Source organism: Acrocarpospora sp. B8E8, from assembly GCF_039871605.1.
GTDB lineage: Bacteria > Actinomycetota > Actinomycetes > Streptosporangiales > Streptosporangiaceae > Acrocarpospora > Acrocarpospora macrocephala.
The window spans coordinates 66,743-81,279 of sequence record NZ_JBDPLV010000056.1; the positions used below are offsets into that span (position 1 = coordinate 66,743).

Sequence of the window (14,537 nt, forward strand, 5' to 3'; positions counted from 1 at the left end):
GCTCAACGCTCTGGTCAGCTGCGGCCATGACGCACCTGCTTCCGCTGCTCGGCGACCGCACCGCCCTGATGGCAGCCGTGCTCGCACGGGCCGCCCACGCAAGACCCGCACTTGCCATCCCTGCAATCCGGATCGATCAGCAGCTCTGGCACGTCCAGGTCGGACGGCGAGCCGCTGATGTCCGGAGCCGTACGCCGGTCGAGCGCCTCAACCCACGCCACGCTCACAGCCGCGATTTGCAGAAGCTCCGCCCGCAGCCTGGCCGGATCAACCTCGGACATGCCCTCCCAAAACTCTTCGCGGAGGATGTGGAACCAGGTCACCGCGCCTTCACGGGCCGCCTGCTGGCAGGCCTCGCGAGCCTGATCGGCCATGACGAGGTGGAAGCTGTGGTCACTGGTCCCGTCCGGCCAGTTCTGCGGGCCGAACTTCTCGTCCTGGCGGGCCCGCTCCGCGAGCACCTCGGCCAGCACGCCGACGGCCAGCGCCCCGCGCGAAACCATGACCCCCACCGCGCGCCCGGCACGCAGCCAGCAGTAGGAGCAGACGCGCTTGCCGATGTCCTGGTGCATGTGCATCGACTCGTAGCCGTGGTGGTAGACCGCGATGGCCTCCACGAGGCCCTCGTGGCCCGGCCCGGCGAACTCGTTGGCGATCTTGCGGTAGTTCGTCATGAGACACCGCCCGCGTCGGCGGCGGACGGCTTGACCCACTCCACCGACCGGACCACCGTGACCCGGGGCACGACCGGCTCGAACACCGGCTCGTTCTCGTCCCACGCCTGCGGGTACTCCACGTCCCCCATGCCCTGCAGGAAGGCCCCCAGGTAGTACGCGCCGGTGGCCTCCTCCTGGATGACCATGTCGTACCAGCGCGCCGACCGCCGCTCCTCACCGGCGATGAGGGCGACGCACTTCCAGCCGTCCAACGCCGGGCCGTCAGGCCCGTTGTAGGTGAGATCCTTGGCCAGCTCGACCGGCAGCTTCACCGGTTCGGACGCGACCGGAACGGGCTTCTCGACCGCGAACACGTGAGCCTCGAACAGCTCGGCGGGGCTCTCCTTGTCGGCCAGGACCAGCTTGATCGACAGCACATTCCCCTCAGCGGACAGGCACGGCCAGCCCTCCAGGTCCTCCGTGTAGTCGTTGTCGCCGCCCGTCAGATGCTCGGCGATGTCAGCGGGCGTGGTCGGGGTACGGCTCATGCGGCCCTCCAGGCGGGCACGGGACGGGCGGGGTGACACAGGCACTGGCCGAGCGGCGCGTGCACGACCGGGACCGGCAGCGGACGCCACCGCTTCGCATTCCGAGGCGGACGGCCAGCCGACAACCACGCCCTGAACACGGCGTCCACCGTGTGGCGAGGACGCGACGGCAGCAGCCGGTAGCGGGGGCGGCCCGCATGACGGGCCATCACCGCTGCACCTGCTCAGCCGCGTCCTGCTCCGCATGCGCCGCATCCAGCCGCGCCAGCGCGCCGTCCGGGTCCGAAGACAACTCCGGGCCGTCCAAGCCGTCCGGGTAGTGCCGCTTCCCCTGCGGCAGGTACTCCGCGAACGTCGGCTGCGGCAGAGCCCGCCGCACGATCTCGCCGGCCGCGCGATGAAGCTCAGCCACCTTCCGCTCCGTCTGCGCCTCCACGTCACGGACCTGCTGCTCCAACTCCGCGATCCGCGCTCGCAGCTCGGCGACCTGCGTGTCACCAGCTGTCCGCAGCTGCTTCGCCTGTCCGTCGGCGAAGTCCTGGAAGAGGTCCACGACGTGCTGGGAGTAGACCCGCTCTTCGGTGGGCGGCGACCCGGGCGCCGGGCCGCTATTCTGTGTGTTCATCAACTTTTGCTCCTTCAGGGAGATCCGGGCCCCCGCCGTGCGTGGCGGGGGCCGCTCTTGTTCAGGGGGCTTGCCGCAGGACTAGTCGGCGACCATGCGGATCTCATCCGCCTGCTCACGCTGACGCCGGACGACGTAGGAGCCGGGGGCGACGCCCGTGCACCCGTGCTCCCGGTGGAGCAGGTAGACGGGCGCGGAAGTCTCGATGACGCCGATGGCTAGGTCGTCCTCGTCCTGCACGGCGGTGGTCCACGTGCAGGTGCCGGGGTCGGCGACCAGCATGTGCGGATTGCCCATCGCCGTCCCCCGCAGCAGTTCGACACCGGAGGCGGGCACCGGGACGCGGACGGCTCCCGGGCGGACGTGGACGCGAGTGGCGACCATGGCCAGCGGGATGATCGCCAAATCGCCCTGACACTGGGGTCCGGAGATGACGGGGATCTCCAGGTCGGCCAGGTGCGGATCAACGGCGACGCCGGTACGGCCGGTCAGGTCGGACACGGTGGTGACGGACATGTGTGCTCCTGTGAGTTGGATTGCGGAATTGGTGCGGGTGTGGTCAGGTGCGGCGGGCCAGCTGGGCGTACTGGTCGCGGGACAGGGCGTACGTCCAGCCCGCCGCCGCGATGGGGTCGTTGATCTCGGCGGGCACGGTCAGCCCGAACTTGCGGCGCGTCCCGTCCCGTTCGACGCTGCCGTTGACGCAGGTCAGGACCCGGATGGGCTCTTCGAAGATCTGCTCTGGCACGTCGTAGAGTCCGAGCTTCTGGCCGGGGTTGCCGGGGTCGTCGGCCTCGCCGACCAGGGTGAGCCCGGCCGCCGCGATGTACTCCGGCCAGCCCATGCGCTCGACCGCAGCCCGGCGGATCTCAGCGTTCGGCTCGGCGAGGATCTTCTCCGGCGAGGGTGAGGTGATCACCCACTCAGGGGTTCGGACGCCATGCCACGCCCACACCGCCCACCCGTCCGGGTAGGCGACCGCGGGCCCGGTCTCGCCGTGCAGGCGGCCCTCGTCGTCGCGGTGGATCGCGGACGGGCGACCGGACAGGACGACCGCGCCGCGCATCGGGATCCACCAGCCGAGCTGCCGTGACGCCTCGGCCATGGCGTCCAGGCGAGGACTCGGCGCGAGACCCGCGATCCGCAGCGCGAGGGCGTAGAACGCGATCCAGTACGCTTCCCGGCAGATGTCGAGCGCCTGCCACGTCCACGCGCGGGCCTGGCCCCCGAGCTGGCCCCTGAGCTGGCCCCTGAGCTGGTCCCAGAGCTGCCCCCCGAGCTGGCCCCAGAGCTGGCCCCCGAGCTGGCCCCCGAGCTGGCCCCCGAGCTGCCCCCCGAGCTGCCCCCCGAGCTGGTCCCAGAGCTGGCCCCCGAGCTGGCCCCTGAGCTGGCCCCTGAGCTGGTCCCAGAGCTGCCCCCCGAGCTGGCCCCCGAGCTGGCCCCCGAGCTGGTCCCAGAGCTGGTCCCAGAGCTGGCCCCCGAGCTGGCCCCCGAGCTGGTCCCCGAGCTGGTCCCCGAGCTGGCCCCCGAGCTGGTCCCCGAGCTGGCCCCTGAGCTGGCCCCTGAGCTGGTCCCAGAGCTGGTCCCAGAGCTGGCCCCTGAGCTGGTCCCAGAGCTGGCCCGGCTTCTGGAGCATGTTGTTGATCGCGGTCGCGGCGACGACGCAGCCGAGCGGTGAGTCCATCCAGACGATGAGTTTCGGCTGCTCCAGTCCGGCCGTCCGATAGACGGCGCGGACCGCCTCCTCTGCCGCGTATTTGTCCACGGGAGTGGTGGATAGGCCGTCGCTCATCCACTGGTCTCGGATGCCCGCGATCAGCGCCTGATGTTCGACGGTCAGAGTTCCGGTGTAGCGCACAAGCGTCTCCTTTCTGTTCAGGGGGTCAGGGCTTCCTGGCGGGCCCACGGCAACATCGGCCACTCGCCCGGACAGCCGTCATGGGCTTTGCCCTCGCGGTCGAAATAGGCGCGAAGCTCGGCCTGCTGCTCCGCCCGCGCCCGCACCTGCAACTCGTGCAGCTCCGACAGCCGCATCTGGCCGATCCGCGGCGTCTTGTGCGCGATCATCCACGCCACCCGCGCCGCCGCCAGCGCGTCGAAATGGGCGTCGTGGGCGCCGTCGATACGGACACCCCACGCCGTGCACAGCGCCGTCAGCTTCCGTGCGCCCTGGCCGCGGCGGTACTTCACCACGTGCTTGTCCAGGACGTAGGCGTCGACGACCGGAGCGATCGGTCGGCCGAGACGGTCTTCCAGCGTGCGGAGGCCGTGGCGGCGAAGGTCTCGGTCCAGGAGGGTGAAATCGAAACAGGAATTCATCCCGACCAGCGGCCAGCCCGCCTGCATCGCTGCGGCGAGGTCGGCGGCGACCTCTTCGAGCGCGCCTTCGGGCTGGCGGCCTTCAGCCTGCATGCGGGCCGTCGTGATCTCGTGAATCTTGGTGGCCGATTCGGGGATGTCGATGCCGCAGTCGATGAGGTGGTGCTTGTTCCGGACCGGCTGGCCGGGTTCGATCCAGACCAGCGCGGCCGTGACGATGCGGTCGGCCTCCACATTTACGCCAGTGGATTCCGTGTCCCACGCCAGCATGGCCTGGCGATACCAAGGGGTGGCCACGGCTAGTCCTCCGACCCGTACAGCTCGGCCGGGTCCACCACGTCGGCGTCCGCGATGCCGTCGTCCACCTCGGGCGCCTGCTGGGGTTCCTCGCCCGTCGCGGGCGGGTTCTCCAGGTAGTCGATGACGCGCCCGGCCTCGGCCAGGGTGAGCTCGTTCCGGGAGGCGACCTCACGGCCGATCACGTCCGCCACGAAGGCGAGCGCGGTGTCCCGGTCGGTGATGCCGGCCTCGCGCATGAGCGCGCCCATCTTCTTCTGCTGCGGCTCGCTGATCATCCGCTCCGCAGTCGGGGGCGGCTCCGGCTGCGGCTCCGGCGGGGTGACCGCGCCGCGGATCGTCTGCGCGTTCGGCACCGTGCGTGCCGACGTCACCACGATCGAGCCGTCGGCGTTGACCTCAGCGCCGAGCTCCTCCGGGGTGTAGCCGAGCCCGCACAGAGCCTCCTTGCACGCCATGCGGGCGACTTCGGTCTGCGAGCGGGCGATCAGCATCCCCTCGGGGTACTTGGTGTAGTTCTCGTTCTGCTTGATCAGCCCGGCGTCCTGCGCGCGGGCCATCGTCCACTCGCTGCGGAACTCGAAGTCGGGGTCATCCTTGCGGTGAACGGTCGAGATCGCCGCCGTCAGCCGCCCGTTGGCGTCGCGCTCGACCCAGGTCCGCATCCGGTGCCCGGCCGCGCGGACCAGCGCGCTGACGAGTCCGGCCGACGAACTCGGCTTGCCCTTGATGATGTGAACCTCGGTGATCGCGGTGATCGGCTCGATGCCGATCGAGCGGCCGAACTCCACCGCGTAAAGCACGTTGCCGGGGTTGCCGCGGTACTCCGGCGGCAGGAGGTTGGACACCGACAGCGCTTTGGCGTACTCCTGCCGTTCGGGCAGGGAGTCATGGCGGACGGCGGGCAGGTTGTCGATGGTCACGCGGGTGCTCCGATCAGGGCGGCGGGGTCGGGAAGTTTGCGGCCGGCGACCAGGAAGGGCTTGCCGCGCTGCTTGGCCTGCCGGGTGGCGAGGGTGTGCTTGCGCCAGCGGGCGCGGCGCGCCTTGCCCATGGCGTTCAGGAGTCGGGTGCGGGCGGCCTGGTCGGCCGCGGCGGCGGTTTCGGCGTCGGCGAGCGCGGTCAGAAAGTCGATGGCCGCCTCGTCGTCGAGGTCGAGGTCGAGCTTGGGTTCGATGTCGGGGTGAACCCGGCGGACGGCCTCGTACGTGGCGACGTGGGCGTCGAGTTCGGGCATCTCGCCCCACAGGAGGGAGTCGAGGAACTCGGTCGCCTTCTCGCGCAGCAGCTGGGCGTCGGCGGGGTCGTAGTCGACGATGTACTCGGCGAACTGGAGGCGGCTGGACAGGACCGCGAAGTACGTGCGGGGCAGGCCGAGGGCGTCCATGTACCACTGGGCCTGGCACCGGTAGTAGAGCGGCACTTCGTCGGTTCCGGGTTCGCCCCAGCCGCTGCCGTCGGCGTCGGTTTTGATCTCCAGCAGGGCGGAGACCTCGATGTCGTACCAGCCGACGGGCCAGCCACCTTCGGGCTGGTAGTAGCGGATGAGCCGGTCGGGGTTGGCGAGTTGCCAGTCGCGCTCCTTGTGTGTCCAGGTGCCGGTGTCGAACACCATCCAATCGGGGTGCTGGTCGGCGAACCACTTCGCGATGGCGGGCTCCAGGTAGTGGCCGCGGGCCTGCTCCCGGGTTTCCGGCTCCGACGCCACGAGGCCGGCCATCTGGCACCACAGGCTGTAGGGCGACTCCCACGGGCTGATGCCAAGGACGGCTGCGATGCTGGACCCGCCGAGCCGTGCCTTGCGGGCGGCGTGCCATTCCGCTGAGCCGCTGGGCCAGGTGCCGAGGTAGCGGCCGGTGCGGGTGAACAGGAAGTTGTCGGTCATCGGGCACGCGCCCGGCTGATCAGGTCGACAATCTTGGCGGCCCGTTCGGCCCACCCGCTGCCGTACCACTCGTCCGTCTCCGACGGCGGGAACTCCTCGTCCAGCCGCTTCTCCAGGTACGCCTGGAGTTCGGGGAGCGTGCAGGCGGTGAGGTCGTCGAGGCCGGTGCTCTCGAACGGGGAGGGGCAGGAGCAGCCGCTGTCGTCGGCGTGAAAGAGCTGGCCGTCGTGGTTGCGCCAGATGACGGTGTAGTCGAACTGGTAGCAGCCGTCGGACCAGTCGATTTCGCCGACGGTGGCGAGCCCGTACTTTTCGGGGCTGTAGTAGAGGCTCATGCGTCGTCGTCCTGGTCGTCGTCGTTGAGGTGGTCGAGGGCGTCGTCGGCCCATTCGCGGATGCGGTCGTCCTCGATGTCGGGGTCGGCGTGCCACCTCATCGGGGTTCGCCTCCCTCGGTGGGAGCAGGCGGGAAGAGCGGCGTGGGCTGGTCGAGCGGGGTCCCGCAGTCGGCGTGGAGCCGGTAGTCGTCCAGGGCGTTGTCCAGGGCGGTCCACTGCCGGGTGTGCTCGGTCCAGCGGTCGCGCTGCCGCTTCAGCCAGGCCTCGACGTGGTCGCCGCGCTGGGGTACGGAGGCGAGGATGGCGTGCGCATGGGCGCGGGCGATGAGAGCCGCGTGCGTGCTCGGGGGCATCTCGCTGCCGTCGCGGTGTACGGGCTGCGGGTGGTCGGGGCTGCGGACGAACGACGCTTCCGACAGCAGGCGTTCGGCCTCGCGGCGGTGCTCCGCGCCGGTGAGCTTCTTGTGGCGGTCGCAGGGGTCGGAGACGAGGCAGCAGAGCGGCATCACGCGCCTCCGACCAGGCGGATCGGGGCGGCGAGCGGAAGGTTCGCCACGTGGGCGACGGCGTGGGCGCGGATGTCCTGGTAGCGGACTGTCACCTCGTCGAAGTCCATCTCGGCGCGCACGATCCGGACGGGCCTGTCGCCGTTCCAGCCGTCCACAATCACGACCGGCTCGCCGTCCATGCCGGGCAGGTCGGCGGCCGTCAGCTCCGGCTCCGGCTGCTCAGCGGACGACTGGCTCCGGTGGGCGCTGCAGTTGTAGCCGGTCGTCTCGCACTCGGTGCACTCGTCGGGCACCACGGCCGGGGCCGGGTAGCCGGGGCGCAGACCGATCGCAGCGGCCCAGGCGGTGACTTGCTGGTCGTCGCCGGTGTTGTCGCCGACGAAGCGGATGGCCGCGTCGAGGGCGGTCGCGGCAGCGAGGGCGAGGGTGGCGTGGAGCTGCCCCATCTCCCGGCAGTGCTCGGCCTGGCGGCGGATCAGCTCCGCACGCCAAACCGATGTGGCGTCGGAATCGTCGTGGGCGGTGACGTACTCGTCGAAGAGCACGTCGGCCTGTTTGGCGTGGCGCTCGGCCTCGCGGAAATGATCGGGCCCGGTCATCGCGAGCCTCCTTCGCTGGTGGGCTCGCTGACGGGGGTGGACTGTGCCCCTCCGGCCAGGTAGTCGCGCCCGGCCTGAGTGATCTTCACGGGGTCGTCGTGGCCACTTCCGGCGTCCACCAGGTCGTTGCCGGTGAGCGCCCAGAAGGTGCGGTTGTTGACGACGTAGTCGGTGCCGTCCAGTTGCCAGCGCCCGCGTGGGGCGTGGGAGAAGGCGACGCCTTCGCCGGTGTCCCGGTCGGCGATGGTCTTGAGGAGTTTGCGCTCGCCAGCGGTCAGGTTCACGGCCATCACGCGCCTGCCAGGGTGACGATGTCCTGCATGGACAGGTCGTTACGGAAGCGGTGGCCGAGCTGCTTCTCGGCCCGCAGGTAGTCGGCCGCCAGCGCGGGCCGGAGCCGGGCCGCAGTCACCAGGTCGGAAGGGCTGGCCAGCACGCACAGCGAGCACGACAGCCGTTTCATGCCCTGTGCGTACGCGGTGTGGGGGCGGAGCCCAGCGGCCTTGATCTGGTCCCACACTTGCTTGACCGTCCATCCGTGGATGGGAAGCCAGCGCGTGATGGTGCGCCGCGGGCTGGAGTGCGCCTCGTCCACCTCAAGGGCGAGCTTCTTGGCGCGGTCACGCGATTCCTGCGCTCTGATGCCGAGGCAGTACAGCACCTCGACTGGCCGCCCTGCAGCAGGCCGCAGCCCGCGGGCCCTTCGCCAGTCGCGGACCAAGCGGGTAACGACCTTGACGCCCTGGGACGTCTTCTGGTCGGAGGTGCACCAGCGGGCCGACGACGAGGGCCACAAGTGACGCTCGTTCAGCAACTGATCCCACAGGCCGCCCTTGTCGCGGCGGGTCGTCTCGAAGCGGATGCCGTACTGCTGGGCGTGCTCGCGGGCCAGGGCTTCGACGCCGGGCCACTCGACGGGCTCGCCGGTGTCGGTGGTGCCGAGGTCGTTGTGGATGACGACGAGCCGGGCCGACACGCCCGCCTGCTTGGCCTGCTCGGCGACATAGGCGAGCATCGCCATCGAGTCCTTGCCCGCGCTGGAGTTGACCACGATCAGGTCAAAGGTGCGGAGGTCTGGAATGACCACTGGGATCTCGAACAGGGCCGTACTCATCGGCCACCGTCCGTGGGCTGCTCGTCGGCGGGATCCACCGGCACCGGCTCCTCGGCCGGGGCGTCGACCACGGTCCAGCCGTTCTCGGCCAGCAGCTCCCGCCAGTGCTCCAACACCTCAGGCCGGAGCCGACGCTGGCCTCTGGTCTGGCCGAACACGGTGTAGGTGACGAGGTGGCGGATCGTCCCGGGGAGTTCTCCGGGGATCGTGCTGATGGTCGCGGTCCGGTTGGCGTCCACCATCGGCCGCTCCTCGACCACCGGCACCGGCCGACCGGCGCGGAGCCGCCACTTGGCGAGAATCTCTGCCGTTCCCTGCTCGACCTGCGTCCGGTGCTCCGAGCACAGGTAGACGGTGCCGCTGGCCGAAAACTCCCAGCCGTATTTGGTGCAGCCCGCGATCTCGCAGCCCTTGATCGGGCCGCCAGCGGCGCGCTCCAGAGCCTCGCGGTAGCCCAACGGGTCGGGGTCCACCGGCACCGGCCGCTCAGGAGCGAGCGCGCGGGCGCGGAGGATCCACGAGCAGATCGTGGCGACGGTGGACGGCTCCCAGCGGGCCAGCCACTCCAGGATGCGGACGTCTTCAGTGCCCAGCTCCAGCCCGGCGAGGGTCTCGACGAGGGCGGCGGCGTTGGCATCGGAGGAGCGCTCGTTGCCGACGTTGCGGATCGTGCCGTAGGGCGGCCGGTTAAGCGGCCCGGCGGGGATGTTGATCTCAGCCACGGCCGTCGCCCTCTTCCGCAAACATCAGGTCGCCGGACGGCAGGTGATCAGCGCCGATCTCGCAGTCGCACACCTCACCGAGCGGGTCGCCGTCCTCGTCGAACCGGGTCAGCCAGTGCGTCCCGCCCGTCGTCGCCGACTCCTCCGGCTGCTCAGCGGCGTGGCGGTCCAGCACCCGCTGGACCTCGGTCATCGGCACCGGCCGGATGTCGTGGCCGCACTCGCCGCAGTAGGTCGGGTGATGCAGCACCGGCAGCGGGCCAGCAGCGCGGCGCGCCTCCACCGCCTCCTGAAGCGCGGCCGGGACGATCCACATGTCGGCCTTCCGGCGCGCCTTTGGCTGCTCCTCGCACATGAACTCCGCACGCATGCGGAGCCGGATGCGAAGGCCGTGGATCTCGCCCAGGACGAACAGGTCGCCGCAGTCCGTCCCGCGACGGATGTTCAGGGTGATCTCCGGGTCGTCGAGGTGCGCGATGACGGCCAGCGCCTGCGCGATCTGCTGCTCCCTCGGGACCGGCCGAACCCACCCGTGCAGTTCGATGTTCAGGCGGTAGGAGGGTTCCGGCACCTCCGGGACGGTGTCGAGGAGGTCGGCCAGGGCGCGCAGCCCGGCCACGTACGCGGCGCGGTCAGTGGTCATCGCGGGCACCGCCCTCCGGCGCAGACTCCGGGCCTTCGATGGCGGCCATCTCGGCGTCGTGCGCCTCCAGCACCCGCACCGCCGCCTGATCGTCGGCCGCCCGTGCCAACACCATCAGCACCTCGTCCGGCGTCCGGATCGACTCCCAGCGGGCCAGCGCACGCGCCACATTGCCGACGCAGGGGTGCCGGTAGATGTGGGCGTACAGCAGGTGCATCGCCTCGTGTGCCAGCGCCTGGCCCCGCTCGTCGCGCGGGCAGACGGTGTGGATCGCGTCCAGCAGGCCCATGCTCGGGCTGCCGTCCAGCGCGAGATGCGCGTAGCGGAGGATCTCCTGCGGAGTGAGGGTGCTCGACACCTCCCCGACCTGCGCGGCCAGCTTGCGGGGGATGGCGTTGACCTTCTGGCCCACGTCGAACGTCTGCGACCAGGAGCCGGAGAACACCTCACGCGCCCCGTACGCGACGGTCGCCTCGGTCGTCTCCGGAACCAGGCGGGTGATCTTCACCGCACGGTCCGGCAGCGTCAGCTCGTCCCCGATACGGAGGTTCTCGACGGCGATCATCGGCCCGTCACCACCGCGTCGATGCCGTGCAGTTCCGCGATCCGGACCATCTGCTCCTGGCCCACAGCCAGCGGCTCGACCTCACCCCACGCCTCCGCGAGCGCCTTCTCCTCCGCCGCGCCGAGCAGCCGCTTCGCCTCACGCCACGCCGCCCCGGTCACCTCGCCCCAGCAGTCGTTCCGCGCCATGTCGGAGCATTCGACGGGGGTGAGCTCGTGCCGGGAGGCCAGGACGGCGGCGGCCATGATGACGTTCTTGGGGTCGACGCTGCCCAGGTCGGTCAGCACCTCGGCCAGCGAGGCGAGGATCCGGTCAGCCGGGGAGGTATGGCCCTCACCGAGCGCCTTGATGTACGTCGCCGCGCCCGGCACCTGGATGGCCGCCTCAACCAGCGCGGCGTGCACGTCGTGGCCGGAGCCGGTCGCGTAGTCGTCGTTGCGGCGGGCCAGCACCCTGCACTTGGGCGACGTGACGCTCATCGGCATGATCTGGACGTCCCGGCCCTCCGCGTACAGGGCGGCGACGAGGTCACCGACGTCGGCGCGGGCGAGGATGTCGCGGGTGGTGGGGACGACGAGGACGGCCGGGCTGGCCGTGGCCTCCGCGTCGGGGAGAATGTTCACTAGGTCCTGCTCTCTGTTCGGATGTGGCAGAGGGATGTGGGCCAGCGAGCTCCGGCCCGGCATGGCTGGGGCTCGCGGAATGTTCAGGAGGTGGCGGACCTCTCCAGCTGGGCGAACCAGTCGAGAACGGCAGAGCGGCGGGCCCGGAGCCGGCCGCCGGCCAGGAAGAGCGGCGGGCCTTCGCCCTTGTGGCGCATGTAGCGCAGAGTGCTCTCGGGGATCCGCGTCAACTCGACGACCTCTTCCAGGAAGAGAAACTGCTCCTCCGGGGCGGCCTTCGGCGATTTCTTCGGCGGCCTCTTGGAGGCCACGGAAACGGGCATGTCTCCTCCGATGGTGGTGTCTGAATCGTCGGACGGCGATGGCGCGAAGAACAGGGCGTCGGTGGGCACGCCCAACACTTCGGCGATAGCGGCGGCGGTCTCGCGCCTGCAGCTCGTCTTGCGCCCGTTGCACAGGTAGGCGATGAACTGCTTGGTCTTCCCGACCCTCTCGGCGAGGGTGACGGTGTCGTGCCCCGCGCGGCTCATCGCCTTGACAAGATCGCTCTTGTCCCGGACGCACATCGCGGGCCTTCCTGCCATTCGTTCGCTCCTATCAGTGTCAGCCAACGTTCCCCGTTGGTGTCCGATGATTCAGACACTAGTGGGGATCGGATGAGGTTGTCTAGTACCGGTGCTGGCCCCTTACCCTGCGGTTCTGGTTTACTGCCCCCATCTGGTTGTCTACAGATGCAGCTGGTAGTCATTGACACGTGACCCGTTGTCGTCTCAAAACGACAGTCAGGAGAAGGGACGGGCCCCGCATGCCGCCGTCGAGTGGTGGGACTCTCGGCAGCACCGACAAGCTCAGTCAGTTCGTACGGGACTACCTCGACCGAACGGGTCAGTCCCAACGCGATCTAGCGCCCCGGTGCATAGACCCAGAGAGCGGCTTTGTGCTCCTGCATGGCTGGATTGGCCAGCTCAGGCGCGGGCAAGTCTCCCGAGCTCCCGAGTATTGGCGCCTCCGCGCCCTCGCCGTGGGCATGGGAGTCTCGGTCCGGCTCCTGGCAGAACTGGCAGCGAGCCAATGGCTCGGCGTCGAGACCGGCAGTCACGAGATTGATGATCGTACCCAGGTGACCGTTTCGGTTCCCGGCGAACTCAGCGACGAAGAGCGGGAACGATTTGTCCGCATTGCGGAGGATATGGCGCGTCATTTCGTGGACTGAACCATGATTTCTACCCCGAAAGTCTTGTTTCGGCCCGTCCGTTGTTCTTAGGTTCGTACAGCACCAACCGTCGCCAGCTGTCAAAGGAGACAACTCAGCGCCGGATACTGTCGGGGATCGGAACGGAACGGAACGTAGCATGGCCGCACTTTTTGCCCTGAGCTTGGTCACCGCCGCCCACCTCATCAGGGGCCCCCTCAACACCTACTACTTCTTCCAGCCCACCCTCCGCGTCATCTCCCTGCTCGACCGTGATTCGGGAGTCGACCCCGACCTGTGCAAGGCGATCGAAGAAGAGGCGGCGAAGGGCTTCGAGCGCCTGGTCCAGATCTACGAGCCAGGATCCGGCGTGGGTGTGTGTCGCTTCCACATGGAACGTGACATTCCGGGCGGTCTAATGGCCAAGATCGTTGTCAGTCCGCTCCAGTGGGACGTCCACGTCGACCGGAGCCTCTGCCCCGAGCCCGCCGCCCAGCTCATGGCCGCCCACGGCAACAACACCCTACGGAGATTCCAGACGACCTGAGGAGGGCGACGTGGCGCACGTCGAGGACCGCTGGATGCGCAAGGCCCGCGACCCGGACGGCCAGTACATCTACCGCAAGGGCAAGCCGGTAATGGAGCGCGACCCTAACCGGTACGGGAAGGGCAAGCGGTGGCGGCTCCGATACATCGGCCCCGACGGCAAGGAGCTCAACGAGTCCTTCGAGAAGAAGGTCGACGCCGAAAACCGCAAGAGCGAGGTCGAGGTCGACCTCCTCAAAGGCACCTACATCAATCCCAACGCGGGGAAGGTGACCTTCCGGAAGCAGGCCGAAGAGGTCATCGAGAACAGGACGCTCGACCCAAGTACGCGGGTGGCGATGCGGCAGCGCCTAGCGAAGCACGTCTACCCGGTGATCGGGTCGAAGGAGATCGGCCTGCTGTCGCGCCGCCCCAGCATCATGCAGGCGCTGGTCAAGAAGCTGGACGCCACGCTCGCGCCGAGTTACGTCAAGGTGGTCATGGCGCACGTCCAGCTCGTGTTCGGCGTGGCCGTCAGCGATGAGCTGATCGCCAAGAACCCGGCCTCCGACAAGAACGTGATCCTGCCATCGGTGGTCACGAAGAAGCTCGTGCCGTGGACGGCCGGGCAGGTGCTGGATATGCGCGATGCGCTCCCTGAGTGCTACCAGGCGACGATCGAGGCCGGCGCGGGGATCGGGCTACGCCAGGGCGAGATCTTCGGCTTCAGTCCGGATGACGTCGACTGGATCCCGGGAGTAGTCCACGTCCAGCGTCAACTGAAGTTGCTGAAGGGGAAGTTGGTCTTCGCTCCACCCAAGGGCGGTAAGTCGCGGGATGTGCCGCTCTCCGAGGACGTCAAGGTCGCGTTATCGGAGCACGTGCGCACCATCGCCCCGATCACGGTGACGCTCCCCTGGCGAGACGTGGACGGGCCGCCGTGTACGGTACGACTGTTCTTCGGCAACAGGGAAGGCCGGGCGGTCCATCCCGTGTCGTTCCTGTGGACGTGGCATCGAGCGTTGGAAGCCGCGGGGATCGTGCCGAAGGCCGCTGCGGGAGAGAGCCGCGACCCCGCCTACCGCAAGCACGGGATGCACATGCTCCGCCACTACTTCGCGAGTTCGCTGCTCACCGGGGGCGAGACGATCCAGGCGGTCAGCGAGTGGCTCGGGCACCACGACCCTGCTTTCACCTTGAGGGTGTATGTGCACTTGATGCCGAGTTCCGAACAGCGCATGCGGAAGATCATTGATGCGGCGTTGAGGCGGCCCGAAATCGAAGATCACGGCCCAGAGGCGGCCCAGGGGCGGCCCAGATAGCGTTCGCGCAGGTGGCACCCGGGGCTCTTGGACAACCAGCACTTCTCCAAGAGCGG

At 69.2% G+C, this 14,537-nt stretch carries 21 protein-coding genes; 3 read left to right on the forward strand and 18 right to left on the reverse strand.

Annotated features, from left to right (window positions below; genetic code table 11):
- Positions 1-14 precede the first annotated feature (14 nt).
- The 18 genes from ABGB08_RS39280 to ABGB08_RS39365 all read right to left on the reverse strand — a co-directional run bounded on the left by ABGB08_RS39280 (position 15) and on the right by ABGB08_RS39365 (position 12,026).
- Complete coding sequence (locus tag ABGB08_RS39280) at positions 15-674, reverse strand: hypothetical protein (protein ID WP_347601368.1); 660 nt, start codon at positions 672-674, stop codon at positions 15-17.
- The gene (locus ABGB08_RS39285; protein ID WP_347601370.1) at positions 671-1,204 is read right to left on the reverse strand and encodes a hypothetical protein; all 534 of its coding nucleotides are present in this window, start codon (positions 1,202-1,204) and stop codon (positions 671-673) included. The genes ABGB08_RS39280 and ABGB08_RS39285 overlap by 4 nt, the downstream gene beginning before the upstream one ends.
- Before the next feature lie 208 nt (positions 1,205-1,412).
- Positions 1,413-1,829: a hypothetical protein gene (locus tag ABGB08_RS39290; RefSeq protein WP_347601372.1), complete on the reverse strand. Its 417-nt coding sequence runs from the start codon at positions 1,827-1,829 to the stop codon at positions 1,413-1,415.
- Between the two features lie 81 nt (positions 1,830-1,910).
- Positions 1,911-2,345 (reverse strand): hypothetical protein, encoded by a 435-nt coding sequence (locus ABGB08_RS39295; protein WP_347601374.1) that lies wholly within the window; start codon positions 2,343-2,345, stop codon positions 1,911-1,913.
- 43 nt (positions 2,346-2,388) lie between these two features.
- Positions 2,389-3,687: a DUF6745 domain-containing protein gene (locus ABGB08_RS39300; RefSeq protein ID WP_347601376.1), complete on the reverse strand. Its 1,299-nt coding sequence runs from the start codon at positions 3,685-3,687 to the stop codon at positions 2,389-2,391.
- A 17-nt stretch (positions 3,688-3,704) separates the two neighbouring features.
- The gene (locus tag ABGB08_RS39305) at positions 3,705-4,445 is read right to left on the reverse strand and encodes an exonuclease domain-containing protein (RefSeq protein ID WP_347601378.1); all 741 of its coding nucleotides are present in this window, start codon (positions 4,443-4,445) and stop codon (positions 3,705-3,707) included.
- A 2-nt stretch (positions 4,446-4,447) separates the two neighbouring features.
- On the reverse strand, positions 4,448-5,368 hold the full coding sequence (locus ABGB08_RS39310) for a hypothetical protein (RefSeq protein WP_347601380.1): 921 nt from the start codon (positions 5,366-5,368) through the stop codon (positions 4,448-4,450).
- On the reverse strand, positions 5,365-6,330 hold the full coding sequence (locus ABGB08_RS39315) for a lambda-exonuclease family protein (protein WP_347601382.1): 966 nt from the start codon (positions 6,328-6,330) through the stop codon (positions 5,365-5,367). The genes ABGB08_RS39310 and ABGB08_RS39315 overlap by 4 nt, the downstream gene beginning before the upstream one ends.
- A complete protein-coding gene (locus ABGB08_RS39320; RefSeq protein WP_347601384.1) occupies positions 6,327-6,665 on the reverse strand; it encodes a hypothetical protein in 339 nt (112 codons plus the stop codon). The genes ABGB08_RS39315 and ABGB08_RS39320 overlap by 4 nt, the downstream gene beginning before the upstream one ends.
- 97 nt (positions 6,666-6,762) lie before the next feature.
- Complete coding sequence (locus ABGB08_RS39325) at positions 6,763-7,173, reverse strand: hypothetical protein (protein WP_347601386.1); 411 nt, start codon at positions 7,171-7,173, stop codon at positions 6,763-6,765.
- Positions 7,173-7,775 (reverse strand): hypothetical protein, encoded by a 603-nt coding sequence (locus ABGB08_RS39330; protein WP_347601388.1) that lies wholly within the window; start codon positions 7,773-7,775, stop codon positions 7,173-7,175. Before ABGB08_RS39330 ends, ABGB08_RS39325 begins: the two co-directional genes overlap by 1 nt.
- Complete coding sequence (locus ABGB08_RS39335; protein WP_347601411.1) at positions 7,772-8,065, reverse strand: hypothetical protein; 294 nt, start codon at positions 8,063-8,065, stop codon at positions 7,772-7,774. The genes ABGB08_RS39330 and ABGB08_RS39335 overlap by 4 nt, the downstream gene beginning before the upstream one ends.
- Positions 8,065-8,889: a phosphoadenosine phosphosulfate reductase family protein gene (locus tag ABGB08_RS39340; RefSeq protein ID WP_347601390.1), complete on the reverse strand. Its 825-nt coding sequence runs from the start codon at positions 8,887-8,889 to the stop codon at positions 8,065-8,067. The genes ABGB08_RS39335 and ABGB08_RS39340 overlap by 1 nt, the downstream gene beginning before the upstream one ends.
- Positions 8,886-9,611, reverse strand: a complete 726-nt coding sequence (locus ABGB08_RS39345; RefSeq protein WP_347601392.1) for a hypothetical protein — start codon at positions 9,609-9,611, stop codon at positions 8,886-8,888. Before ABGB08_RS39345 ends, ABGB08_RS39340 begins: the two co-directional genes overlap by 4 nt.
- On the reverse strand, positions 9,604-10,254 hold the full coding sequence (locus ABGB08_RS39350) for a hypothetical protein (protein WP_347601394.1): 651 nt from the start codon (positions 10,252-10,254) through the stop codon (positions 9,604-9,606). Before ABGB08_RS39350 ends, ABGB08_RS39345 begins: the two co-directional genes overlap by 8 nt.
- A complete protein-coding gene (locus tag ABGB08_RS39355; RefSeq protein ID WP_347601396.1) occupies positions 10,244-10,819 on the reverse strand; it encodes a hypothetical protein in 576 nt (191 codons plus the stop codon). The genes ABGB08_RS39350 and ABGB08_RS39355 overlap by 11 nt, the downstream gene beginning before the upstream one ends.
- The gene (locus ABGB08_RS39360) at positions 10,816-11,442 is read right to left on the reverse strand and encodes a hypothetical protein (protein ID WP_347601398.1); all 627 of its coding nucleotides are present in this window, start codon (positions 11,440-11,442) and stop codon (positions 10,816-10,818) included. The genes ABGB08_RS39355 and ABGB08_RS39360 overlap by 4 nt, the downstream gene beginning before the upstream one ends.
- 83 nt (positions 11,443-11,525) lie before the next feature.
- Positions 11,526-12,026 (reverse strand): helix-turn-helix domain-containing protein, encoded by a 501-nt coding sequence (locus tag ABGB08_RS39365; RefSeq protein WP_347601400.1) that lies wholly within the window; start codon positions 12,024-12,026, stop codon positions 11,526-11,528.
- A gap of 443 nt (positions 12,027-12,469) precedes the next feature.
- On the opposite strand from ABGB08_RS39365, the gene ABGB08_RS39370 reads away from it, so the two are divergent.
- The 3 genes from ABGB08_RS39370 (at position 12,470) to ABGB08_RS39380 (ending at position 14,481) form a co-directional block, all read left to right on the forward strand.
- On the forward strand, positions 12,470-12,655 hold the full coding sequence (locus tag ABGB08_RS39370) for a hypothetical protein (protein ID WP_347601402.1): 186 nt from the start codon (positions 12,470-12,472) through the stop codon (positions 12,653-12,655).
- Between the two features lie 139 nt (positions 12,656-12,794).
- Positions 12,795-13,181 carry a hypothetical protein gene (locus ABGB08_RS39375; protein WP_347601404.1) on the forward strand — a complete coding sequence of 129 codons (387 nt, stop codon included), beginning with the start codon at positions 12,795-12,797 and terminating at the stop codon, positions 13,179-13,181.
- A 10-nt stretch (positions 13,182-13,191) separates the two neighbouring features.
- Positions 13,192-14,481 carry a site-specific integrase gene (locus ABGB08_RS39380; RefSeq protein WP_347601406.1) on the forward strand — a complete coding sequence of 430 codons (1,290 nt, stop codon included), beginning with the start codon at positions 13,192-13,194 and terminating at the stop codon, positions 14,479-14,481.
- The last annotated feature ends 56 nt before the right edge of the window (positions 14,482-14,537 follow it).